Origin of the sequence: Mesorhizobium ciceri biovar biserrulae, from assembly GCF_001618845.1 — a bacterium.
Taxonomy (GTDB): Bacteria; Pseudomonadota; Alphaproteobacteria; order Rhizobiales; family Rhizobiaceae; genus Mesorhizobium; species Mesorhizobium ciceri.
The window spans coordinates 1,372,707-1,396,889 of record NZ_CP015064.1 but is presented as its reverse complement, the minus strand read 5'-3'; the positions used below and the strand labels follow the sequence as shown (position 1 = coordinate 1,396,889).

18 protein-coding genes are annotated in these 24,183 nt (G+C 61.7%); 4 read left to right on the top strand and 14 right to left on the bottom strand.

Going from position 1 to position 24,183, the window contains the following annotated elements; translation table 11 throughout:
* Positions 1–17: 17 nt before the first annotated feature.
* The 3 genes from A4R29_RS34475 to A4R29_RS06165 all read right to left on the bottom strand — a co-directional run bounded on the left by A4R29_RS34475 (position 18) and on the right by A4R29_RS06165 (position 11,729).
* Positions 18–9,647, bottom strand: a complete 9,630-nt coding sequence (locus A4R29_RS34475) for a VCBS domain-containing protein (RefSeq protein ID WP_063171486.1) — start codon at positions 9,645–9,647, stop codon at positions 18–20.
* Positions 9,648–10,362: 715 nt separating this feature from the next.
* Positions 10,363–10,965 (bottom strand): general stress protein, encoded by a 603-nt coding sequence (locus A4R29_RS06170; protein WP_013533175.1) that lies wholly within the window; start codon positions 10,963–10,965, stop codon positions 10,363–10,365.
* A 20-nt stretch (positions 10,966–10,985) separates the two neighbouring features.
* Positions 10,986–11,729: a DUF4142 domain-containing protein gene (locus A4R29_RS06165; RefSeq protein ID WP_013533176.1), complete on the bottom strand. Its 744-nt coding sequence runs from the start codon at positions 11,727–11,729 to the stop codon at positions 10,986–10,988.
* A 495-nt stretch (positions 11,730–12,224) separates the two neighbouring features.
* Here A4R29_RS06165 and A4R29_RS06155 point away from each other — a divergent pair, with 495 nt between their 5' ends.
* Positions 12,225–12,479: a DUF982 domain-containing protein gene (locus A4R29_RS06155; protein WP_013533177.1), complete on the top strand. Its 255-nt coding sequence runs from the start codon at positions 12,225–12,227 to the stop codon at positions 12,477–12,479.
* Between the two features lie 30 nt (positions 12,480–12,509).
* A complete protein-coding gene (locus A4R29_RS06150) occupies positions 12,510–12,896 on the top strand; it encodes a hypothetical protein (protein WP_395316762.1) in 387 nt (128 codons plus the stop codon).
* A 30-nt stretch (positions 12,897–12,926) separates the two neighbouring features.
* On the opposite strand, the gene A4R29_RS06145 is transcribed toward A4R29_RS06150, so the two are convergent.
* From A4R29_RS06145 to A4R29_RS06120, 6 genes are all read right to left on the bottom strand, one after another.
* Positions 12,927–13,262: a hypothetical protein gene (locus tag A4R29_RS06145; RefSeq protein ID WP_244506918.1), complete on the bottom strand. Its 336-nt coding sequence runs from the start codon at positions 13,260–13,262 to the stop codon at positions 12,927–12,929.
* Entirely contained in the window at positions 13,262–13,621 is a 360-nt protein-coding gene (locus tag A4R29_RS06140) for a hypothetical protein (protein ID WP_063171484.1), read from the bottom strand. Before A4R29_RS06140 ends, A4R29_RS06145 begins: the two co-directional genes overlap by 1 nt.
* Positions 13,621–14,841 (bottom strand): NRAMP family divalent metal transporter, encoded by a 1,221-nt coding sequence (locus A4R29_RS06135; protein ID WP_063170167.1) that lies wholly within the window; start codon positions 14,839–14,841, stop codon positions 13,621–13,623. The genes A4R29_RS06140 and A4R29_RS06135 overlap by 1 nt, the downstream gene beginning before the upstream one ends.
* Complete coding sequence (locus tag A4R29_RS06130; RefSeq protein ID WP_082827336.1) at positions 14,838–15,293, bottom strand: hypothetical protein; 456 nt, start codon at positions 15,291–15,293, stop codon at positions 14,838–14,840. The genes A4R29_RS06135 and A4R29_RS06130 overlap by 4 nt, the downstream gene beginning before the upstream one ends.
* Positions 15,294–15,436: 143 nt before the next feature.
* Positions 15,437–15,667 carry a hypothetical protein gene (locus A4R29_RS06125; RefSeq protein WP_013533183.1) on the bottom strand — a complete coding sequence of 77 codons (231 nt, stop codon included), beginning with the start codon at positions 15,665–15,667 and terminating at the stop codon, positions 15,437–15,439.
* Positions 15,668–15,751: 84 nt separating this feature from the next.
* Positions 15,752–15,970: a hypothetical protein gene (locus A4R29_RS06120; RefSeq protein ID WP_013533184.1), complete on the bottom strand. Its 219-nt coding sequence runs from the start codon at positions 15,968–15,970 to the stop codon at positions 15,752–15,754.
* Positions 15,971–16,188: 218 nt separating this feature from the next.
* Between A4R29_RS06120 and A4R29_RS06115 the strand changes: the two genes are divergently transcribed.
* Entirely contained in the window at positions 16,189–18,489 is a 2,301-nt protein-coding gene (locus A4R29_RS06115; protein WP_024502371.1) for an FdhF/YdeP family oxidoreductase, read from the top strand.
* 84 nt (positions 18,490–18,573) lie between these two features.
* Here A4R29_RS06115 and A4R29_RS32820 read toward each other — a convergent pair whose 3' ends face one another.
* From A4R29_RS32820 to A4R29_RS06100, 4 genes are all read right to left on the bottom strand, one after another.
* Complete coding sequence (locus tag A4R29_RS32820) at positions 18,574–18,792, bottom strand: hypothetical protein (protein WP_082827335.1); 219 nt, start codon at positions 18,790–18,792, stop codon at positions 18,574–18,576.
* Positions 18,789–19,052 (bottom strand): hypothetical protein, encoded by a 264-nt coding sequence (locus A4R29_RS06110; RefSeq protein ID WP_013533187.1) that lies wholly within the window; start codon positions 19,050–19,052, stop codon positions 18,789–18,791. The genes A4R29_RS32820 and A4R29_RS06110 overlap by 4 nt, the downstream gene beginning before the upstream one ends.
* Before the next feature lie 298 nt (positions 19,053–19,350).
* On the bottom strand, positions 19,351–19,728 hold the full coding sequence (locus A4R29_RS06105) for a response regulator (protein WP_063171482.1): 378 nt from the start codon (positions 19,726–19,728) through the stop codon (positions 19,351–19,353).
* Positions 19,725–22,835, bottom strand: coding sequence for a CheR family methyltransferase (locus tag A4R29_RS06100; RefSeq protein ID WP_063171481.1), 3,111 nt, complete (start codon positions 22,833–22,835; stop codon positions 19,725–19,727). The genes A4R29_RS06105 and A4R29_RS06100 overlap by 4 nt, the downstream gene beginning before the upstream one ends.
* Positions 22,836–23,169: 334 nt before the next feature.
* Here A4R29_RS06100 and A4R29_RS06095 point away from each other — a divergent pair, with 334 nt between their 5' ends.
* Positions 23,170–23,763 (top strand): response regulator, encoded by a 594-nt coding sequence (locus A4R29_RS06095; protein WP_063173598.1) that lies wholly within the window; start codon positions 23,170–23,172, stop codon positions 23,761–23,763.
* A 102-nt stretch (positions 23,764–23,865) separates the two neighbouring features.
* Here the strand turns inward: A4R29_RS06095 and A4R29_RS06090 are convergent, their stop codons facing one another.
* Positions 23,866–24,138 (bottom strand): hypothetical protein, encoded by a 273-nt coding sequence (locus A4R29_RS06090; protein ID WP_013533191.1) that lies wholly within the window; start codon positions 24,136–24,138, stop codon positions 23,866–23,868.
* Positions 24,139–24,183: the final 45 nt, after the last annotated feature.

The following is a 24,183-nucleotide window of genomic DNA, read 5'->3' as shown; positions in this document are numbered from 1 at the left end:
GGCGGCGGCCTTTTGGTTCACACAACGAAGTCGCTTGAAATTGCTCCATTGCCAACGCCCGTCAGCGTGAATTCCGCCGGATTGTACGAAACGGCGGTATGGCCTTGGCCGTCATCGGCAAGCTTGAAGCCGTTCGCATCGTAGCTGCCGACCAGATGCAGCGCGGTACCGTGGGTGCCGTCCGAAACGGTCAGCGTTCCGCCGCTGCCATCCTGGTTTGCCTGGTAGACGGCCGTCGTTCCCGCGCCGAACAGGATGTCCTCGAGCTCAAGCCTGTCGTCATTGGTGATGCCGCCGATCCGCCCGCTGAAATCGAAGGAATCGTCGAGCTGCAGCGTGCCGGCCGCATCGTGCGCGAAGGTGACATCCGTCGACGAGGCGCTGCCGAACTCAAGCTTCGACAGGTTGCCGATCGTGGCATCGCCGTCGCCGGTGACCTGGCCATGGATGACGATGTCGCCGCCATTGGCCAACAGCATGCCGGAATTCGCCAGCCCGCCGGTGATCGTCAGTCCACCTGAACCGGTCGCCTCCAATGTTCCGGAGTTGGTGACGACGCTGCCCCCCGTATCGATGACCAGCGCATTCGCGCCGGAGGCGATAATGGTGCCCTGGTTGTCGAGGCTCAGCATCCCGCCGCCCAACTGGCCGGCGCCCGATATCGTGTTGTCGACATTGACCAGAGTGACGTCCGGCCCCGTGCCGGAGATCACGTTGGCGGCGCTGTCGGACAGCAGGATCTGCCCGCCACCCTGCAGGGTCACACCATGCTGGATGATTTGCAGCAGCGTATCGCCGCCGGTCGAGTCCAGCGAGATAAGGCCGCTATTGTTGATCATGCCGCTCAGCGGCAGCAAGGCGCCGTCGCCGATCGTCATGGTGCCGGCATTGTTGACCACCGGCGTCTGGTCGAAGACGAAATTGCCTGCCGTCAGCGCGCCCGAGTGCACGCCATCCAACGTGATCGACTGCCCATCGCCCAGCGTGATCACCGCGTTGCCGTGGGCATCGTCGGCGATATGGGTCTGTAGGTCGGCAAAGTTTGCCAGTCCGTTGTAGCCGATGAGGTCGATCTGGTCGGCCGCGGCGTCGAAATTATGCACCGTATCGGCGCCGATCGGCTGCGAGAAGACGAAGAGGTCGTTGCCGCTGGAGCCGGTCAGCACGTCGTCGCCGGACCAGGCAAAGATCGGCGAACCCGGAGCGTAGGCCTCGACATTGTCGGCGATCGACGCGCTGCCCGTCGTGCCGTCGGCATTGGTCCAGGTCAGCTGCACGTCGAGCACCGCGGCGCCGGTGAAACTTGCCGGTGTGGTGACGGTCAGCCCGTGCAGGTCGTTGGTCTGTGTCGTCCAGCTTCCGTCGGCGTTATGGGTTGCGCCGTCGATGGTCCAGCCCAAAGGCACGTCCTTCACCGTGACGGTGATGAGCGCACCTTCATGCGAGGGGTCGGTCAAGGCGAGATTGATGGGCTCGCCGGACGTGCCGGCGGGCTTGAGGCCGCCTTGGCTGGCGGCTGCGTTCGTATGACCGGTCGTATCCGAGAATGCTCCGGCATCGATATTAAGGGTGTAGGACGATCCGTTGCTGCTTCCTGCGCCTTTGTCGACGAGGAACCGGTAATGTGTCGAATCAACGAAAAAGCCGGACCCATTTATCACTGTTACATTTGCAGGGCCGGAAACGTGCATTACGTCGGATAGATTGGCAAAATTCGTATGGACGGCCGTAGTAAACGTTATGGTAACGGTACTTGGGTCAGCGTTATTCCCCTGTTTGCCATCTGCTACCAAGGTGATTAGCCCGGGAGTAACTTCGTCCGTGCCGAAGACCGTCACAGCCAGGTTGGCCGATGTTGTTCCGCCATGCCCATCCGAGACGGTGTAGGTGAAGCTATCCGTGACGGTCTGGCCCGCTGCCAGGGCCTGCACATCGGCTTGGGCATTCGCCAAAGTATAGGTGTAGGCCCCGGTCGCCTTGGTGATTACAAGCGAGCCGTAAGTTCCGGTCCTGGTGAATGTGGTGCCGTTGTCGATGCCGCCGGAGAGCGCGGAGACAGCCAGTGTATCGGCATCAGGATCGGTATCAGCATGGTCCGAGAACGTTCCCGACGGTGCACCGGCATGCACGAGTGTCTGAAGCACGTTGCCAGTTGCGCTTGTGTTGGTGTCTTCTTTCGCCCAATTGGTATCGGCGACAGCGACTGGTGCGCCGTTGTCGCTGGTGCCGAGGATATCGATATGCACCGAGGTGTGGGTGCCGTCGGCACTGACCACGTCGAAATTCTCGGTGTAATGCTGGCCGGCGACGAACTCGTCGTGGGCCGAAGAGGCGGTGTAGGTCCAGGCGCCGGCCGCATTGATGGCGAAGGTGCCATAGGTTCCGACGGTTGCGGCCTGGGTGACGAAGGTTGCGGGGCTGTCGACGTCGGAGATGGTGAGCGTGCCCGAAGTGCTGATCACCGCCGCCGTATTGCCTTCGGTCAGGTTGACCGATGCGGATGACAGAACGGCCGCATCATTGGTGCCCAGGATATCGATATGCACCGAGGTGTGGGTGCCGTCGGCACTGACCACGTCGAAATTCTCGGTGTAATGCTGGCCGGCGACGAACTCGTCATGAGCCGAAGAGGCGGTGTAGGTCCAGGCGCCGGCCGCATTGATGGCGAAGGTGCCATAGGTTCCGACGGTTGCGGCCTGGGTGACGAAGGTTGCGGGGCTGTCGACGTCGGAGATGGTGAGCGTGCCCGAAGTGCTGATCACCGCCGCCGTATTGCCTTCGGTCAGATTGACCGAGGCAGACGAGAGCACGGCCGCATCATTGGTGCCGAGGATATCGATATGCACCGAGGTGTGGGTGCCGTCGGCACTGACCACGTCGAAATTCTCGGTGTAATGCTGGCCGGCGACGAACTCGTCGTGGGCCGAAGAGGCGGTGTAGGTCCAGGCGCCGGCCGCATTGATGGCGAAGGTGCCATAGGTTCCGACGGTTGCGGCCTGGGTGACGAAGGTTGCGGGGCTGTCGACGTCGGAGATGGTGAGCGTGCCCGAAGTGCTGATCACCGCCGCCGTATTGCCTTCGGTCAGATTGACCGAGGCAGACGAGAGCACGGCCGCATCATTGGTGCCGAGGATATCGATATGCACCGAGGTGTGGGTGCCGTCGGCACTGACCACGTCGAAATTCTCGGTGTAATGCTGGCCGGCGACGAACTCGTCGTGGGCCGAAGAGGCGGTGTAGGTCCAGGCGCCGGCCGCATTGATGGCGAAGGTGCCATAGGTTCCGACGGTTGCGGCCTGGGTGACGAAGGTTGCGGGGCTGTCGACGTCGGAGATGGTCAGCGTACCCGAGGTCGAGATCGCCGCTGCGGTATCGGCTTCGGTCAGGTCGCGCACATCGGCCGACAGCACGGCTGCGTCGTTGGTGCCCAGGATGTGGATGGTCACCGTTGTGGCGGTGCCGTCGGCACTGACGGCATTGAAGGTGTCGGTGTAGGTGGTGCCGGCGACGAACTCGTCATGGGCCGAGGATGCCGTGTAGGTCCAGTTGCCGTTGGCATCGAGGTCGAAGGTGCCGTAGCTGCCTGCGGCAGCCACCTGGGGCACGAAGTGGGGATCGCTGTCGACATCGGAGATGGTCAGCGTGCCCGAGGTCGAGATCGCCGCTGCGGTATCGGCTTCGGTCAGGTCGCGCACATCGGCCGACAGCACGGCTGCGTCGTTGGTGCCCAGGATGTGGATGGTCACCGTTGTGGCGGTGCCGTCGGCACTGACGGCATTGAAGGTGTCGGTGTAGGTGGTGCCGGCGACGAACTCGTCATGGGCCGAGGATGCCGTGTAGGTCCAGTTGCCGTTGGCATCGAGGTCGAAGGTGCCGTAGCTGCCTGCGGCAGCCACCTGGGGCACGAAGTGGGGATCGCTGTCGACATCGGAGATGGTCAGCGTGCCCGAGGTCGAGATCGCCGCTGCGGTATCGGCTTCGGTCAGGTCGCGCACATCGGCCGACAGCACGGCTGCGTCGTTGGTGCCCAGGATGTGGATGGTCACCGTTGTGGCGGTGCCGTCGGCACTGACGGCATTGAAGGTGTCGGTGTAGGTGGTGCCGGCGGCGAACTCGTCATGGGCCGAGGATGCCGTGTAGGTCCAGTTGCCGTTGGCATCGAGGTCGAAGGTGCCGTAGCTGCCTGCGGCAGCCACCTGGGGCACGAAGTGGGGATCGCTGTCGACATCGGAGATGGTCAGCGTGCCCGAGGTCGAGATCGCCGCTGCGGTATCGGCTTCGGTCAGGTCGCGCACATCGGCCGACAGCACGGCTGCGTCGTTGGTGCCCAGGATGTGGATGGTCACCGTTGTGGCGGTGCCGTCGGCACTGACGGCATTGAAGGTGTCGGTGTAGGTGGTGCCGGCGGCGAACTCGTCATGGGCCGAGGATGCCGTGTAGGTCCAGTTGCCGTTGGCATCGAGGTCGAAGGTGCCGTAGCTGCCTGCGGCAGCCACCTGGGGCACGAAGTGGGGATCGCTGTCGACATCGGAGATGGTCAGCGTGCCCGAGGTCGAGATCGCCGCTGCGGTATCGGCTTCGGTCAGGTCGCGCACATCGGCCGACAGCACGGCTGCGTCGTTGGTGCCCAGGATGTGGATGGTCACCGTTGTGGCGGTGCCGTCGGCACTGACGGCATTGAAGGTGTCGGTGTAGGTGGTGCCGGCGACGAACTCGTCATGGGCCGAGGATGCCGTGTAGGTCCAGTTGCCGTTGGCATCGAGGTCGAAGGTGCCGTAGCTGCCTGCGGCAGCCACCTGGGGCACGAAGTGGGGATCGCTGTCGACATCGGAGATGGTCAGCGTGCCCGAGGTCGAGATCGCCGCTGCGGTATCGGCTTCGGTCAGGTCGCGCACATCGGCCGACAGCACGGCTGCGTCGTTGGTGCCCAGGATGTGGATGGTCACCGTTGTGGCGGTGCCGTCGGCACTGACGGCATTGAAGGTGTCGGTGTAGGTGGTGCCGGCGACGAACTCGTCATGGGCCGAGGATGCCGTGTAGGTCCAGTTGCCGTTGGCATCGAGGTCGAAGGTGCCGTAGCTGCCTGCGGCAGCCACCTGGGGCACGAAGTGGGGATCGCTGTCGACATCGGAGATGGTCAGCGTGCCCGAGGTCGAGATCGCCGCTGCGGTATCGGCTTCGGTCAGGTCGCGCACATCGGCCGACAGCACGGCTGCGTCGTTGGTGCCCAGGATGTGGATGGTCACCGTTGTGGCGGTGCCGTCGGCACTGACGGCATTGAAGGTGTCGGTGTAGGTGGTGCCGGCGGCGAACTCGTCATGGGCCGAGGATGCCGTGTAGGTCCAGTTGCCGTTGGCATCGAGGTCGAAGGTGCCGTAGCTGCCTGCGGCAGCCACCTGGGGCACGAAGTGGGGATCGCTGTCGACATCGGAGATGGTCAGCGTGCCCGAGGTCGAGATCGCCGCTGCGGTATCGGCTTCGGTCAGGTCGCGCACATCGGCCGACAGCACGGCTGCGTCGTTGGTGCCCAGGATGTGGATGGTCACCGTTGTGGCGGTGCCGTCGGCACTGACGGCATTGAAGGTGTCGGTGTAGGTGGTGCCGGCGACGAACTCGTCATGGGCCGAGGATGCCGTGTAGGTCCAGTTGCCGTTGGCATCGAGGTCGAAGGTGCCGTAGCTGCCTGCGGCAGCCACCTGGGGCACGAAGTGGGGATCGCTGTCGACATCGGAGATGGTCAGCGTGCCCGAGGTCGAGATCGCCGCTGCGGTATCGGCTTCGGTCAGGTCGCGCACATCGGCCGACAGCACGGCTGCGTCGTTGGTGCCCAGGATGTGGATGGTCACCGTTGTGGCGGTGCCGTCGGCACTGACGGCATTGAAGGTGTCGGTGTAGGTGGTGCCGGCGGCGAACTCGTCATGGGCCGAGGATGCCGTGTAGGTCCAGTTGCCGTTGGCATCGAGGTCGAAGGTGCCGTAGCTGCCTGCGGCAGCCACCTGGGGCACGAAGTGGGGATCGCTGTCGACATCGGAGATGGTCAGCGTGCCCGAGGTCGAGATCGCCGCTGCGGTATCGGCTTCGGTCAGGTCGCGCACATCGGCCGACAGCACGGCTGCGTCGTTGGTGCCCAGGATGTGGATGGTCACCGTTGTGGCGGTGCCGTCGGCACTGACGGCATTGAAGGTGTCGGTGTAGGTGGTGCCGGCGGCGAACTCGTCATGGGCCGAGGATGCCGTGTAGGTCCAGTTGCCGTTGGCATCGAGGTCGAAGGTGCCGTAGCTGCCTGCGGCAGCCACCTGGGGCACGAAGTGGGGATCGCTGTCGACATCGGAGATGGTCAGCGTGCCCGAGGTCGAGATCGCCGCTGCGGTATCGGCTTCGGTCAGGTCGCGCACATCGGCCGACAGCACGGCTGCGTCGTTGGTGCCCAGGATGTGGATGGTCACCGTTGTGGCGGTGCCGTCGGCACTGACGGCATTGAAGGTGTCGGTGTAGGTGGTGCCGGCGACGAACTCGTCATGGGCCGAGGATGCCGTGTAGGTCCAGTTGCCGTTGGCATCGAGGTCGAAGGTGCCGTAGCTGCCTGCGGCAGCCACCTGGGGCACGAAGTGGGGATCGCTGTCGACATCGGAGATGGTCAGCGTGCCCGAGGTCGAGATCGCCGCTGCGGTATCGGCTTCGGTCAGGTCGCGCACATCGGCCGACAGCACGGCTGCGTCGTTGGTGCCCAGGATGTGGATGGTCACCGTTGTGGCGGTGCCGTCGGCACTGACGGCATTGAAGGTGTCGGTGTAGGTGGTGCCGGCGACGAACTCGTCATGGGCCGAGGATGCCGTGTAGGTCCAGTTGCCGTTGGCATCGAGGTCGAAGGTGCCGTAGCTGCCTGCGGCAGCCACCTGGGGCACGAAGTGGGGATCGCTGTCGACATCGGAGATGGTCAGCGTGCCCGAGGTCGAGATCGCCGCTGCGGTATCGGCTTCGGTCAGGTCGCGCACATCGGCCGACAGCACGGCTGCGTCGTTGGTGCCCAGGATGTGGATGGTCACCGTTGTGGCGGTGCCGTCGGCACTGACGGCATTGAAGGTGTCGGTGTAGGTGGTGCCGGCGGCGAACTCGTCATGGGCCGGGGATGCCGTGTAGGTCCAGTTGCCGTTGGCATCGAGGTCGAAGGTGCCGTAGCTGCCTGCGGCAGCCACCTGGGGCACGAAGTGGGGATCGCTGTCGACATCGGAGATGGTCAGCGTGCCCGAGGTCGAGATCGCCGCTGCGGTATCGGCTTCGGTCAGGTCGCGCACATCGGCCGACAGCACGGCTGCGTCGTTGGTGCCCAGGATGTGGATGGTCACCGTTGTGGCGGTGCCGTCGGCACTGACGGCATTGAAGGTGTCGGTGTAGGTGGTGCCGGCGACGAACTCGTCATGGGCCGAGGATGCCGTGTAGGTCCAGTTGCCGTTGGCATCGAGGTCGAAGGTGCCGTAGCTGCCTGCGGCAGCCACCTGGGGCACGAAGTGGGGATCGCTGTCGACATCGGAGATGGTCAGCGTGCCCGAGGTCGAGATCGCCGCTGCGGTATCGGCTTCGGTCAGGTCGCGCACATCGGCCGACAGCACGGCTGCGTCGTTGGTGCCCAGGATGTGGATGGTCACCGTTGTGGCGGTGCCGTCGGCGCTGACGACATTGAAGGTGTCGGTGTAGGTGGTGCCGGCGGCGAACTCGTCATGGGCCGAGGATGCCGTGTAGGTCCAGTTGCCGTTGGCATCGAGGTCGAAGGTGCCGTAGCTGCCTGCGGCAGCCACCTGGGGCACGAAGTGGGGATCGCTGTCGACGTCGGAGATGGTCAGCGTGCCCGAGGTCGAGATCGCCGCTGCGGTATCGGCTTCGGTCAGGTCGCGCACATCGGCCGACAGCACGGCTGCGTCGTTGGTGCCCAGGATGTGGATGGTCACCGTTGTGGCGGTGCCGTCGGCGCTGACGGCATTGAAGGTGTCGGTGTAGGTGGTGCCGGCGGCGAACTCGTCATGGGCCGAGGATGCCGTGTAGGTCCAGTTGCCGTTGGCATCGAGGTCGAAGGTGCCGTAGCTGCCTGCGGCAGCCACCTGGGGCACGAAGTGGGGATCGCTGTCGACGTCGGAGATGGTCAGCGTGCCCGAGGTCGAGATCGCCGCTGCGGTATCGGCTTCGGTCAGGTCGCGCACATCGGCCGACAGCACGGCTGCGTCGTTGGTGCCCAGGATGTGGATGGTCACCGTTGTGGCGGTGCCGTCGGCGCTGACGACATTGAAGGTGTCGGTGTAGGTGGTGCCGGCGACGAACTCGTCATGGGCCGAGGATGCCGTGTAGGTCCAGTTGCCGTTGGCATCGAGGTCGAAGGTGCCGTAGCTGCCTGCGGCAGCCACCTGGGGCACGAAGTGGGGATCGCTGTCGATGTCGGAGATGGTCAGCGTGCCCGAGGTCGAGATCGCCGCTGCGGTATCGGCTTCGGTCAGGTCGCGCACATCGGCCGACAGCACGGCTGCGTCGTTGGTGCCCAGGATGTGGATGGTCACCGTTGTGGCGGTGCCGTCGGCACTGACGGCATTGAAGGTGTCGGTGTAGGTGGTGCCGGCGGCGAACTCGTCATGGGCCGAGGATGCCGTGTAGGTCCAGGCGCCGGCCGCATTGATGGCGAAGGTGCCATAGGTTCCGAGGGTTGCGGCCTGGGCGACGAAGGTTGCCGGGCTGTCGACGTCGGAGATGGTGAGTGTGCCCGAGGTGCTGATTGCCGCGGCTGTATTGCCTTCCGTAAGATTACGGACATCGGCCGACAGAACGGCGGCGTCGTTGGTACCGGTAATATTGACAACGATATTGTAGCTGGCGCTTCCATCCGCCGATTTTACCGTCAGAGTGTCGGTGACATGCTGGCCCTGCGTCAATGGATCCGCAAGTGCCTGATTGAGCGTATAGGCCCACACACCAGTTGTCGTATCGAAGGTGAAGGCGCCGTAAGTGCCCTGCAGGCTTGAGGAAGTTGGAGTCTGGAAATGATTCTGGCCGACATCGGGGTCGGTGATGATCAGCTGTCCACTGGCGTTGGGATCATTCAGCGTGCCATTGGCAACACCGCCGGCCTCCACTACAGTCAGGTCTGCGCCGGGGACGGCGGTTATGATTGCGCCGTCATTGGTTCCCTGAATGTTGACCGACACGCTGGCCCAGCTCAGCGTTCCGCCACCAAGCTTGATCGCATAGGTGAAAGTCTCGTTGATCTGGTCGCCCGCACCCATGGCTTGCAGGTTCGCGAAACCATGCGCCGCCAGATACCCGCTGAGGTCCATTTCGACCTTGCCGTTGTTGATGCGAATCAAAACGCCGTCGCCGATGCTTTCCCAGTTTGAAATGCCTGTTGACTGGACGTCCTGGTTCGTCAGGTCGATCGGCGCGTATTGCTTCGTGGCCGTCGACGCGGAAATCCCGTCGTCCACCGAAAAAAGGGACTTTGCGTTTCCACCCAGATCGTTCGCCATCACATCGAGAACTATGATGGTTTGCGAACCTGACGCGAGGACGACCGTATCCTCGGTGAGATTGAACAGGTCATCCTTCGCCTGCGGCGTGTTGGAGAAAGACGTCGTGGTGCCGCCGGCACCGGTGACCTGAGTAGCCATTTTTCAACCCCCCTTTTAAGAACAGACGCCTCATCTGTTTTATCGACAGTACTGAACGACCGGCTGCTTCCAGCCGAAGAAAAACCGCGCGAATCCAGGCAGGCATGAATTTTCGCCCTCATCCAGGCACACCGCCGCGCTTGGAACAGCCGCCTCAAGCTGGCCATTCACGGACGGATATTGACCCGATGCTGCTGGACGCGACGACTGGTCGTCACGCTACGTTCCCTACCCAACCTACATCGTCAAACTCGTGGCTTTCGACCACGAACTTTAGATGCTTCTTATATTAGGAGATTATTAACTCTTATAGAGAGGAAGCGTCAACGCCCAACTTGGCCGAACAGTTAATAGTCGAACATAAGGGGAGCCACAGTCACTAGAATCGAGTTGTGAGATCGAAAAGGCGCGCCCGATATGAGCCAGGCGGCAGACGTGCGGCTCAGCGTGACCAGAGCCCGCCAGCGCACCACCATACCAACACCGCACCTTGATCGCTGAGTACTTTTCGTGCAGCACGCCAACCCGACAGCCAGCCAGTTCGCTTGAACGGTCGGGGATTCAACTGAGATCACTTAACGCGCCGGACAGCCGGGAAGCTTCATGCCCTTGCTCACGGAGATCTTGAAGCCGGGCAACTCGAACATCTGTCCCACAAGCTCCGTAGCACTTCGTGAAACCTCGTCGTTCGGTACGTGCGACCACACCTCCTCGTTCAAGGCCGATTGATCGTCCGAGCGCTGTCGCGATCGGTCTCATCAGGGATATATTCGCCGGCATTGGCATCGAAGCCGGTCCAGCCGCCAGCCTCGTAAGCCCTGCGGCGTTCGGCAAGATCGACCGATCTGGATTGCCCCAGAATTTCCTCGGCATTTGCAATGAGTTCATCGTCCACCCTGGCCGTGACCAACGTGCCGCCGCGGCGTACGCCCTCCGCATACACGTGGGCATCGTTCTCGGGCACGCCGGACTCCGTCAGACCGCCGACAATGCCTCCGACCGCACCGCCTGCCACCGCCCCGGCAACGACACCTGTCGCGGTGGCGGCGAGCCAACCCGCCGCGACCACAGGTCCGACGCCCGGGATGGCCATGACCCCCAGCCCTGTCAGCAATCCGCCGGCACCGCCGATCACGGCTCCAATCCCCGCGCCAGCCCCGGCATCCTCGGCAGCCTCCGAACGGTCGCCCTCGTACCAGTCATCCGAGTTGTTGGCGACGATGCTGATGTTCGCATGCGGGACGCCCGTGGCTTCCAGTTCGCGGACCGCGTCGGCCGCGTCGTCATAATTGTCGAACAGTCCAGTTACCGTTTTCATTGATTTCTCCTGATCCGTGCTCACTTGCTGGCGGCAACGACGTTGCCCTGATAGTCCAGGCCGACGGCGAGGCTTTCGCCTGCCTTGGTGGCATGGCCCCGCCAGATGCCCTGGTCGTCCTTGGTAAGCTTCGACACGTTGGTATAGCCTGCACCCTCGATGCGGCTCTTGGCCTGGGCTTCGGTGAAGCTGTTTGCGCCGGGAACGAGAGCGGCGGCATTGGGGGTGTTGTCGGTCTTCACCGCCGGGGTTGTCGCTCCCGTGATGGCGTCCTGCCCGGCTGCGATCTTTTCGATCATCTGCTGGTGCGTCTTCAGCGTATCGACCGTTTGCTGGGCGAATGTCTTGAGCCCGGCGTTGTCGCCGCCGCTGGCATAGGTTTCAAACAGCTTGACGGCGTCGGCATGCGCCTTGCGCTGCATGTCGACATAGGCTGGATCGATCGGTGCCTGCGCATTCTTGAGCTTGTCGAGATCGCCCTGGTGCTGGGCATCAAGCGCCGACGGCACTTTCAATTTTTGTTCGCCGGCCACCGTTGCCAGCTTGGCATTGGCCGCGCCGTGATCGCGGATCATCATCTGGGCGAAGTCCTTGATGCTCTGGTCCTGAACCTTGCCCAAGGCAATCTGGCTCGAGTCGACTTCGAACTTGCCGCCGATGGCAGCCTTGTCGACGAAGGCCTGGGCGCTGTCGGCAGCAAAAGCAGGCACGGCGAGAAGAATGGAAGCAGCGGCGAGCGATGCGAAAAATTGTCGTGTTTTCATCGGCTTTGTCCTTGCCTGGGATGCGTCGCCCTAGCAGGCCAAGATGCGCTTTGTTCCGATACCCAGACGACATGCCTGCAGGCCCGGCAGCACCACGATCCACGCATGAGGCTGCCGGATTATCTCGCGTGAGATCTGCCACATCGACGGAAAATGTGGAGAAGTGACAGGCGACAGGAACGCCGGCACCATGAACCAGCGTGGCTGCAAAAAAGCCGTGGTCGAGACAAGCAGTTTCCAGGCGCCGCTATTCTACATGCAGCATGGGTTCGAGGAATTCGGCAAAGTCGAATTCGGAATTCCAGGGCATGTACGAATCTTCCTTCGCAAGGACCTGTTGTAAGTCTTGGGACGGGCGCGCACGGATGGCCATCGGCTAGTTGTTTCAAACGCCAGGTGCTCTGGAACAAACCGACGGTTGCGGAGTTAAAGCGCGTCGCGACGCGCACTCTTGCAGCGGCGTGTCGAATAGAGTGCATCCCGCTGGAGAGGCATGTGCGTACTGGACATTTCAGAAAGCCGATTGTCATTCAACCTGGCCGGATAGACCGCGACAGGGTTGTGGTTTCGGTGTCGGACGCAGCCGAAGTGCTGCTGCGGGACTGGCCAAAGCCGACATCCGAGAGGCGTCTTGCCGCGATCAGAGCGTGCCTTGCCGTCATGCGAGGCGAAAAGCCGACAAGGGCGGCACGACAGGCGTTCATCGTTGCGGCCAAGGACGCCAGGATTCTGCTGAGCGAGCAAGTCTGACCGTGGCGGGTCGCCTCAGTGCATGCAAGCTTGGTTCCGCTGGCGCCTGCAAGTGCGATACTGCCGAGATTGGTTCGAAGGGGAGAGATTATGGCTAAGGTTTCAGGTCTCACGCCTGCCGCGGCCAGAGGCGAAGTTCAGGCAGGAGCAACGCACGACAAGACGCCGGGGTTCGATCCCGCCATTGCCCCGCTTGAGACAGACGCAGAGGCCGCGGACACACAAAATCCGGTCGCTAAGACAAGTCCGCCGCGCACTCGTCCAAAATTCGAAAACGATGCCAGCTTTGCCAATGCCATGCGTCCGGTCGAAGGCGAGCCGGAACTGCGGCCTGGCGGCAACTGGCCGGTGTTGGTGATTGCAGCTGTCGTTTTGACAGCAGCCGTGGTTTTCCTGGCGGCAAGCATGCTGCGCTGAGACTAATCCCGACGATGCAGCACCCACGACCTATTCCTGGAGGTCTGGCGCGTCCTTCATGCCTGAGAGTTCGGTCATTGGGCACAGCAGCCGCGGTCGCGCGGGATCGGAGATGTCGAGCTTGTCCCAAGGAATGCGGTATAGACCGTCGCGGCGGCGCAATCGGAAAAGATCCAGCACCGCCACGCCTATGGCCGAAGCCGAAAGACGCTCGAAAGCAGCGTAGACCCCGACGTGGAATTCGGTGACGACGAAATCGTCACCATCCCGTTCGGCGCGGATCTCCTCGATATAACCGACATTCTTGCCGCGCTGCGAGAGTACGCGCCGCCCCGCCAGATGCTCGAGATTGACCGTGATCATCATCAAGCTCCCGGAATGCGCCCGATGATATGGTCGCGCAACCAGTCCTGCCAGGCGAAGATCGACGTTTCTCGCACATCGATGTCGAACTCGATATCGATGCCGATATCTTTCACCTTGCGCCAGGCGATCCGATGAGGTTCGCCATGCTGCTTGCCACCCAGCTTGACCGCGAGCCGCGCCATCCAGCGCCCGGGCCGTGCGCCGAGGCGACGCGCCAGGGTGATGGAGCCGAGTTCGATGGCAATGATTCGAGGCGGCTTGCCAGGCCGCAACTGCGCCACCAAACCGTCGACCTTACCGACCTTGACCTGCTCGCGGTCGACCACCTGCTTGTCCAGGAGATCACGCAGCAACTTCATCATGTGCCTCCGAATATCTGCAGCGGGATGGTCACCACCGCCAGTACGAAGCCAAGCGCGATGATGAAGATGACGGCGGCATTTGACAAAATGCCGTTGCGATGCTCGCCGACATAACGTTTGTCGTTCAGCAGAAACAGGAACGGAACGACGGTCAGCGGAAGGCTGGCAGCCGTCAGCGCCATGGAAAAGATGGTGAGCCTCAGCGGGTCAAGACCAAGCGCGATGGGAATAGCCGCCAACAGCAATGATATCGTGTAGATGGCGCTGAAACCCGGATCGTCGCGCGGCTTGCGATCCTCGCCCCAATTCCAGCCGAATCCTTGGGCCACAAGATAGGCCTGTTGCAACCCGACCTCGAGTGCGGCGCCGAAGCAGGCGATGGCGAGAGAAGCAACAAACAGCACGAAGCCCCAGAAGCCGAATATGGGGATCAGCATCAACGGCAATTGGTGATAGTCGTCCACCTGGGTGACGCCATGCGTGGCGAGCACGAGAGCGGCCACGATCAACACGCCGATCGAGATGGTGCCCCCGAAGGTCATGCCCAACCCCGCTATGGCCCGATTGGCGCCGAGATAGCTTTTGTCCCACCGGTCCTCGATGGCCCCCGAGGAATAGAACATGAACAGGTAGGGCGATATCGAGGCGCCCAGAATGCTGACCGCCATGAACCAGTAATTGGCGGCATCGTGGACCGGCAGCGAAGGCACGGCGCCCCTTGCGACTGCCGTCCAATCAGGTCTCAGCATCACCGCTCCGACGACGAAACACAGCGTCACCAGACCGAGAAACGACACGCCCTTCTCGATGACGCCGAACGTGCCTTTCCAGAGCAGCAGCCACGCCAGCAAAGCCACCGGCAGTGCCCACCACTGGAAGCCTATGCCCGTGGCAAGTTCGAGCGCGATGGCAACGCCGCCGATCTCTGCGGACAGCACCAGGAAATTGACCAGCAAGGCGGCAAGCAACGGCCATAGAAAGACGTTGAAACCGAACCTTTCGCGGATGCCGTCGGAGATCGTGTGATGGCTCACGGCCGCGAACCGGCCGGACATTTCGACAAGGAAGATGATGCAGACGGTGCCAAGCACCACCGCCCAGATCAACTGGAAGCCAAACATCGCGCCTGCCTGCGCCGCCGTCGCCATGGACCCAACTTCGAGGAAGCCGCCGACGCTGGTGACGACGCCGAGGGATATTTCCATGAGCTTTTTCATGGCTTCGGCGCGAAATACTTGGCGTAGGCGGTAGCGAGCGCACGCGACGCCAGCCGTAAATCCTGTTGCGCGTCTTGGACTTCCAGCCGGTCATCTGCCTGCAGTCCGGCCTCGGCACGCGTCACCCCGACCGACAAATCATTGACTGCTTTTGTCAGAGAAGCTTGCTCGGTGGGTTCACTGATTTCGGCGGACCGGATTTGCGCCCCGACATCGGCAAGCGTCTTGCCGATCGATTGCAGCGTGTCCACCGTGTATGCGGTCGGCGCCGCCCCTGCCGCCCAGGCGTCCAGCGCCATCAACACGGTCTGCGATGCGGACGCCACGGTTCGTGATTGCTGCTCGATCTGATCGGGAGATGAGCATGCCGAGAGCATCAGCAAAAGCAGGCACAAGCAGTCAAGCCTGAGATAGCGGCGGCTAACGATCAAATCAGGCGTTTGGTGCGCCACAGAATAGTCTCCCCGACGCAACAAACCGCGGCCGGCGTGAATCTGATCTAGAGCGCTCGACGAGTCCGTCAACAACCGCGGCTCCCGATCCGGAGCACGAGGCGGTCTCAATCGGGTTTCGATTGCTAGTGGGGTGCTGAACGTCAATCGGGGCGATCCCCGCTCGAAGCGTCTTGGATTCCGTATTCGTGAATGAGGCCGAGAACCTGACTTCTGACTGTGTCGCGCGCGTCGGGCTGGATGAAAAACATCAGCCGCTCGACCGCTTCCACAACTGCTTCCGGCAGATCCGAAACCGCATCGGTGAGTTCGCTGCCATGCTCGTACATATTGTCCGTCAGCTTCTTGTCGAGGTCGGAAAGGATGCCCATCATCCGCACTCCAGATCGGTGCTGTGTTGATCTCAGTTCGACAGCGTCACGGCCAGGTCACCCTCCCCTGTTGCTGCCAGCCATCGATCACTGTTGCCCCGGCATTTCCGTGTTTTCCCTGGGATTTTTCTGGACGCCGGCAGCCGGGGCGGTATCCGCCGGGGCATTGCCGCCCTGGTTCTGCTCCGGCGCGCGTTTCAGCGGCGAGGTCTGCCATCCCATGTCAACGTAGAAAAAGCCGACGACGAAACCGACAATGATGACCGCCGCTATCACCAGCGAGATTATTGCGTTGCGTCGCTCCATTTGCGGCTCCTTCCATCGCCGAACAGCCCATGACGGAAATAGTTCCACAGGCAAGCGCCCTCAGTGAGGACCGGGTCTGGCGCTTGCCGGCCTGGCCTCCAGCGGTGGGGCGATCCGGGATTGGCGGGATTGGATTGAACCAGCGACGTTCCCATCCCGGCAGCGGGGAACAATCAACGAGCGGCGAGGTTTGGTAGTCGCACTTGCAAGGTTCTGCCATGAAACCTGCCGTTACCGATCATGTCGAAATCAAGAAATACGACCACCCGACGGGCGGCTGGGGATCCCTGTCTTCCTTGATCCGTAAAGCCTATGGCGAAGGCCTTCTGATGTCTGGGATATGGAGCACTCTGCTCAAGCAGAACAAGGCAGACGGCTATATGTGCGTTTCATGCTCATGGGCCAAGCCGGCAGAGCCGCGGCCTTTCGAGTTTTGCGAAAATGGCGCCAAGGCCACGCTGTGGGATCAGACGAAGCTGCGCTGCGGCCCCGATTTCTTTGCACGACATTCCGTCACCGAACTGCTCGATTGGCCGGATTGCGAGCTGGAAAAGCAGGGCCGACTGACCGATCCGTTGCGCTACAATGCCGTCACCGACCGCTACGAGCCGGTGTCCTGGAATGAAGCCTTCGCCGAGATCGGCATGGAACTTCGGCGCCTCGATCCGAAATCGGTGGTTTTCTATACGTCCGGCCGGGCCTCTTTGGAGGCTTCCTTCATGTATCAGCTGTTCGCGCGCATCTACGGTTCGTCGAACCTGCCCGATTCTTCCAACATGTGTCACGAATCGACCTCGGTCGGGCTTCCCAGATCAATCGGCTCGCCGGTTGGAACCGTACAACTCGAAGACTTTTCGCAATGCGACATGATGTTCTTCTTCGGCCACAACACCGGGGTGACGGCGCCGCGGCTGTTGCACCCGCTGCAGGAGGCCCGTGAACGCAATGTGCCGGTGTTCACCTTCAACCCCTTGCCGGAGCGAGGGCTCAAGCGCTTCAAGAACCCGCAGAATCCCGTTGACATGCTGTCGCCGGGGCCCGGCACGAAAATGTCCAGCGACTTCTTCCAGGTCCGCGGCGGCGGCGATATCGCCGCCATGACCGGCATCGCCAAGGCTGTGCTCGCGCTCGACGATGCGGCCCGCGAGCAGGGAAGCTCGCGTATCCTCGATATCGGGTTTATCGCGGAACATACGCATGGTTTCGCCGAATTCGAGGCCTATCTGCGCGCTGCCGCGTGGGATGACATCGTCGCCCGGTCGGGCATTGCGCGACCGGATCTGGAGCATGTCGCCGAAGTCTACAGCCGGTCCAATGCGGTGATCGGCAACTATGGCATGGGTCTGACACAGCACAGGCATGGCACCGAAAACGTGCAGATGTTGTGCAATCTGCTGCTGATGCGGGGCAATATGGGAAAACCCGGCGCCGGCATTTCGCCCCTGCGGGGTCATTCCAACGTCCAGGGCCAGCGCACCGTCGGCATATCCGAAAAACCTGAACTCGTTCCGCTCGACAAATTCGCCGAGTTCTATGCATTCGAGCCCCCGCGCGAGAAGGGCCTCGATACGGTCGAGACTTGCGAAGGCGTCATCGCCGGCTCGGTGAAAGGCTTTGTCGGCCTGGGTGGTAATTTCGTCCGCGCCGTGCCCGAAACCGGCCTCGTTGAGAAAGCCTGGCGCAGACTTGGCCTGCATGTCGAAATCGCGACCAAGCTCAACCGAAGTCATCTCCTGCCGGGGGCAGTAACCTATCTGTTGCCCTGCCTGTCCCGGTTAGAAAGAGATCGCCAGGCAAGCGGCGATCAGACCGTTTCCATGGAGGATTCGACCGCCTGCATCCATGGGTCCTTTGGATCGCGCCCGCCGGTTTCGCCAAACCTGCTTTCGGAACCGAAGATCGTCGCGGAGCTGGCCAAGGCCACCGTGCCAGACATGAGTTCGATCCCTTGGGATAAGTGGATTGCCGACTATTCTCGCATCCGTGATGAGATCGAGCGCTGCTTTCCACAGCATTTCCGCCAGTTCAACAAGCGGTTCCTGACACCCGGAGGCTTCCATCGCGACATCAAGGCATCGAAGCGAATTTGGGAAACGCCGAACAAGAAGGCCAATTTCAAGCCGCCCACCACGCTGGAGACAGATCCCGATATCGATGTCTCGGGCCAAAAGGTGCTGACGCTGATCACAGTGCGATCCAACGACCAGTTCAACACGACCGTCTACGGTTATGATGACAGGTTGCGCGGCATCCACGGTACACGCATGGTGTTGCTGATGAATGAGGCCGACATCCAGCGGTTCGGACTGACCGCGGGGCAGCAGATCGATCTCGAAACGCATGCCGATGACGGTGTGGAGCGGCGTGTGCGCGGCCTTCGTGTGACACCCTATTCCGTGCCGCAAGGCAACTGCGCCGGCTATTATCCGGAACTCAATCCCCTGGTGCCCCTATGGCATCGCGCCAAGGAGGCCCACGTTCCGGCCGTCAAGTCCGTTCCCGTAAGAATTGTTTGCTGAGGCCGGAGGCCTCGGTCCCGGCCGGAGAGACGTGTCCGGCGACCCCGCCGTTGGGCACAGAAGCGACCGTAGCCGCCACTTGGCCTAGCCGCCACTTGGCTTTGGAGATGCCGGCTGGGTTGGCTGCGTACCTTGCTGCTCGCCGCCGGTGCTGGTCTGCGGTGTCGGGTCGGTGTCGGTAGTGGGATTCTTGTCGACCGGTTGGCTGTTCGTAGTATCCGTCTTGGACTTGGCTGGATCGGCATTATCGTTGCACCCCGCCAAGGCGAGCAATGCCGCCGACATCAATAGCACTGCTCTCATGCTGACTTCTCCTGGAGTTCGGGCGAAGCCGCCTGCCAATGACCTATTCGGTCGAACCGCACCGAAAGCCCTTGCTTGACGGCGCTTCTGGCCAGCAGATGGTCCAGTTCGGCATCTTCAATCGGACTTCGTACGACCTGGCGGATGGCTTTGCAGGCAAGTTCCGTCGAGACGAAATCATATCTCCTGCTCCTGGCGACAACATATTGTTCGACCAGCATTTTTACGCGCCTGAGCGCGATTTCTTCGGCGAATTGCATTTTGTTCCTCCTGCACGCCGAACTGCCGAACCGGTACGTTGTTCCCACCCGGTCCAAAAACATGATCGTCGAGATGATTAAAGGCTCGCGCTTTCCAACAGAAAGCGCGAGCGGATCAGGCTGAGGGGGACCCGATCGTCCAGCATCAAACGAGGGGAGCGATGACGCTGCACGGCTACCGAACTCGCACGGACTTGAGTTGTTCCACTTCGCGGTCCCTGAGGTGTTCACAGTCGAATGAACCCTAAATCGGGCGGGCCGGAGTCACCGGATCGATCGAGGCCAGCACTGCCTGAAATCACGGAGAATGCGTGTCGGGACGAAGCGATGCCAGGTCGGCCAGGGTGTTGAGAAGGGCAGCGTCGCCTGCCGGCTTCGGCACGAATTTGCAGTTTCGGAAGGGTTTGGGAACGTCACGGGGCCCAAATCCGGTCATGAAGGCGAAGGGGATACCGCGAGCCAACAGTGTTTCGGCCACGGGCAGACTTGTTTCACCGTTCAATTGAATGTCCAGCAGCGCCACGTCGACTTTGCCTGCATCGATAAGTTGACGAGCCGCGGCGACCGACGAGACCGGGCCGATCACGGGATAACCCGCCGCACGCAGGCGAGACGCGACGTCTTCGGCGATCAGCCATTCGTCCTCGACCACCAGAACGCGCGGCCTGTCGCTCACGGCGCCTCCTTGTGGTTTGCCGGAAACGCAATCTGGACGCTGAGGCCGTCCTTGTGGAACGCGGTCTCGACATGGCCGCCCAGCCTGTAATCAATTTCACCCTGCAACAAGGTCAGCCCAAAGCCATTGTCTAACGGCGCCTTGACAGGAGGGCCGTCCTTTTCTCGCCAGCCAAATGTGAAACTGTCATCGTCGATCGACCATTGCACACTGACCTTGCCGTCGGTTTTTGACAAAGCGCCATACTTGGCCGCGTTGGTGGCCAGTTCATGGATGGCCATACTCAGGGAAAGCCCCTGTTGCGGACCTAGTTTGACATCCTTGCCATCGAGTTCGATCCGCTCGATGCCGAATGGTTCGAGCTCCTGCTGGAGCATTTCCCTGACCGAGGCTTCCTTCCATCTCTCCCGGGTCAGCAGGCCGTAGGCCCGCGACATGGCATGCAGGCGGCCGATCAGCGCATCCGCGAACTCCTCCTTCGTATCAGAACTTTCCCGCGTGCGGCTTGCAATGCTGGCGATCACCGCAAGCATGTTCTTGACCCTATGGTTGAGTTCCGAGATGAGCACCTGCTGATGCTCTTCCGCCTGTGCCAGAGTGGTGACATCGACAAGTGTCACCACTACGCCCTGGATCCTGTTGCCCTTGTCGCGATAGGGATTGATGCGGACCATGTGGAACAGGCCCCTGGCATCGCGTGCCAGATGGTGATTCAGGATCTCGCCTGTCTCGAAGACCTTGTCGATGTGCTGCTTCAACTCGGGGTAGTCGAGCTGGCTAGACAGATCCGTCAGCGGCCGGCCGACATCGGAGGGACGCAGGCTGAAGAAGGATGACGCCGCCGGCGTGAAGGTACGGACCACAAGGCTGCGGTCGAGGAAAATGGTCGCGATGTCGGTGCTTTCGAACAGGTTGCGCAGATCGCCGTTGGCGTGGTCGAGCTCCTCTATCTTGGCCGTCAACTCGGCGTTGATCGTGTTGAGCTCCTCGTTGAGCGACTGCATCTCCTCCTTCGAGGCTTCGAGTTCCTCGTTGGTGGACTGCGCCTCCTCATTGACGGAGACGAGTTCCTCGTTCGACGATTTGACCTCCTCCAGCGCGGTCTCGTATTCCTCGATCGTCGATTGCAGGCGCTCCCTGGTGTCGCGCAGCTCCCGCTCGAGATCGGCGGTGCTGTCACTGTCACGGCCGCCGCCGTCTTCCTCTGAGCGGGCCTGGGTCGGCCCCGACGGTTCGAACAGGACGAGATAAAGCGGCTCGCCATTGCCACGTTCGGTGAGCGGTTCGATCGTGAGCTTGATCGGCTGGACCCGTTCGTCGTCTTCCTCTACGATGAGGTTTTCCCGCACCACTGTGCGGCGCGTGGTCGTCGCTTCCCGCAACGCGGCGCGGAGGTCCAGTCGCAGCCCACGCCTAGCCATCGTCAGCAACTGCCGGCTGGGAATCCCTTGCGGCGCTTCGAGATATCTGCCGGTCTTGGCCGAATAATAGACGACATCGCCCTCGGCGTTGACCAGGACATGCGGCGGAGCGAAGCGCTCCAGCACCTGCGCCTCGACAGCCTGGCGCAGCGGATAACCGGCGGCTCCCTTCCTTAAGCCGGCGCTTTCAGAGGGAAAGACGCCGGAACGGCTCTCACCGATCAAGGCGGGCAGCCTGATATGCGGCGAGGCATGCTCGCGCGCCTGGAAGAGACGATGTTTCTTGTCGACAGTGGCAAACAGATTGTCGTGCTGCCCAACGCTTTCGGAGGTGCCGAGGAACAGGTAACCGCCGGGCTTCAATGCATAGTGAAAGACAGGGATGACACGGCTCTGGATGCTCGGGCCGAAATAGATCAGCAGATTGCGGCAGGAGACCAGATCCATGCGCGAGAAAGGCGGATCGCGAATGACGCTGTGCGGCGAGAAGATGCACAGTTCCCGTATCTCGTTGCTAATGACATAGCTCTCTCCGTCGCCGTTGAAGAACCGCTGTCGGCGTTCGGGTGAAAGCCCTTGCAGCAGGGCTTCGGGATAGCGTGCCGCCCGGGCCACCGCCAGCGCAGGCTCGTCTATGTCGGTGGCAAATATCTGGACGCGCGGAACGACCGTAAGCGTCTCCATGTGTTCGCGCAGCAGGATGCCGATGGAGAACACCTCCTCGCCCGTGGCGCATCCGGGAACCCAGACCCTGACGGTGTCGCTGGCGGTCTTGCCTTCGAACAACTGCGGTATGATCTTTCGCTCGAGCAACTCGAAGGCATCGGGGTCGCGAAAGAAGTTGGTGACATTGATCAGCAGATCGCGAAAAAGGTTCATCACCTCGCGAGCATCTTTCTTCAGCCAGTCTATATAGGCGCTGATGGAATGGACCTGGGCGATCTGCATGCGTCGCTTCACGCGGCGCAGAAATGTCTTGGTCTTGTAGCCCGAGAAGTCGTGGCCGGAGTGGCTGCGCAGAATGGCGTATATCTGTTCTCGCACCTTATCGATGTCGGCCGTATGGTCGCCATCTTCTTCCGCCAGCCCTTCCAGCGTGTCGAAGCCGCGGGCGAAAGCCTCCAGCTTCGCCCCGATCTCCTCGGCGGGCACAGCGACGTCGACGAGCCCGCTGGCAATAGCGCTCTGTGGCATGTCGGGATTGCGCGGCCCGTAGCCGTCGTGCGCTTGCGCGACAGTGAGGCCACCCCGCTCCTTGATCGCCTTGGCGCCCAGCGTTCCATCGGAATCACCGCCCGACAGAATGACGCCCACGGCATATTCGCCCTGGTCTTCAGCGAGCGCACTAAAGAAGATGTCGACGGGTTTGCGCTCTTGGGTAAGCCCGTTGGGCCGCCGCAGGCGCAGCACACCGTTGGCGATCGCCAGAGTGACGTTTTGTGGCATCACGTAGACGTGGTCAGGTACAACAGCTATGCCATCCTCGGCCACAACGACAGGCATCTCGGTGTAGCGGCTGACAACTTCATGCAACAGACTTTCTCGCTTCGGGCTGAGATGCGTGATGATGATGAACGCCATGCCGGGCTGGCTGGTAACGCCTTTGAACAAGCCTTCCATCGCGGGAATGCCACCCGCGGACGCGCCGATGCCAACGATGGGAAATCTAGTCGATCGGGCAGTCACGGCATGTCCCCCTTTCGCCGACCCGACATGAAGTCTCCTCAAGGCCGGATCGAACAGGACATAACCATATAGCGCGCAAGACGTATGGAACAAGACGTCAGGGATGACGTTGAACCCGATATCAATGGTGGTTCAATGACGAAACGCTCTGCTGACATAAAACTCCGAGCGCCAGTGGTGTCAGGGGCGCCTGGATCGCTAGCAGATTCCGATGCGGGGCCCGTCCCGGATCGCATGCTGATGCTTGCGAAGCGGTTGCAGGCGGCCCTGGATGACAGAATTCGGGAAGCGAATGCGCTGCATGCTAACCTCCGTTCCAAGAAAGGATGACGATGTGCGCGACCTGCGGGGGCTGCATATTCTGATAGTCGAAGACGAATGGACGCTGGCGGGAGATCTTGCGCGGTTCTTCAGCAATATGGGCGCCATAATCCTTGGTCCCGCTGCAACCGTCGAACAGGCTTCCAAACACACCGGGACGGCCGAAGCTGCAATCCTCGACGTCAATCTCAATGGCCGACGCGTGTTTCCAATCGCCGATGAGTTGATGCGCCGGGGTGTCCCCTTCGTGTTCTTCAGTGGCGATGACGACATCGCCATTCCCGACCATCTCCGCTACGCCAGCAATCTGCGGAAATCCTCGGGCAGCCAGGCGGTGTTCAACGCACTCTTTCCCCCGCAGGCACCGGGGCGGGCGAGTTCCACGCCGGACCCGTCCGACGATGTCTTCGCGCTTTTGCCTAAACTGCGACTTGCGGCTCGCCTTTTGCTGGGAGACGTCGACGCATCGGATCGGCTCGTCGAGAGGACGCTCGAGCAAGCGATCCGGGATGTCGACCGCAGACAGCTTGGTCAATCCACTGAAAACTGGCTCAACGGCATCATGCGAGAGATGGCGAAAACCCGCGGCGCAAACCTGATGCATTAGTTTTACCCTCCCTCTCAGGCTGAAGTGGTAAGCCGCGGGGCCGTCATTGTTGACCACATCTCGAAAACTGGGCCGTACAGATCAGCCGCTTGGCTTGTGTCATCAGTCCTTCTGATCGCGCTCGACGAATTTGTTGAAACGGCTGGCTTTCCCCTCCCCGGTCTTGGCCTGATACAGAAAGGCCAGATCGTTCTCGTCGAATATCCGGAAGAACTCGTCCCATTCGATGGGCTCGAATGCTTCCTCAGGCTCACCGAAGTCGATCCGCAGGATGCCGCCCTCGCCTTTTGTGCGCACCACTGCCGGCCGGCCGTCCCGCTCCTCGGCCCACTTGCGAATTTCGTCGTGGTCGGTGGTCGTTTGCGACTGAGACATTGAAATCTCCTTTGATCGGCGTTGCCCCATGGGACACGCGGGCTG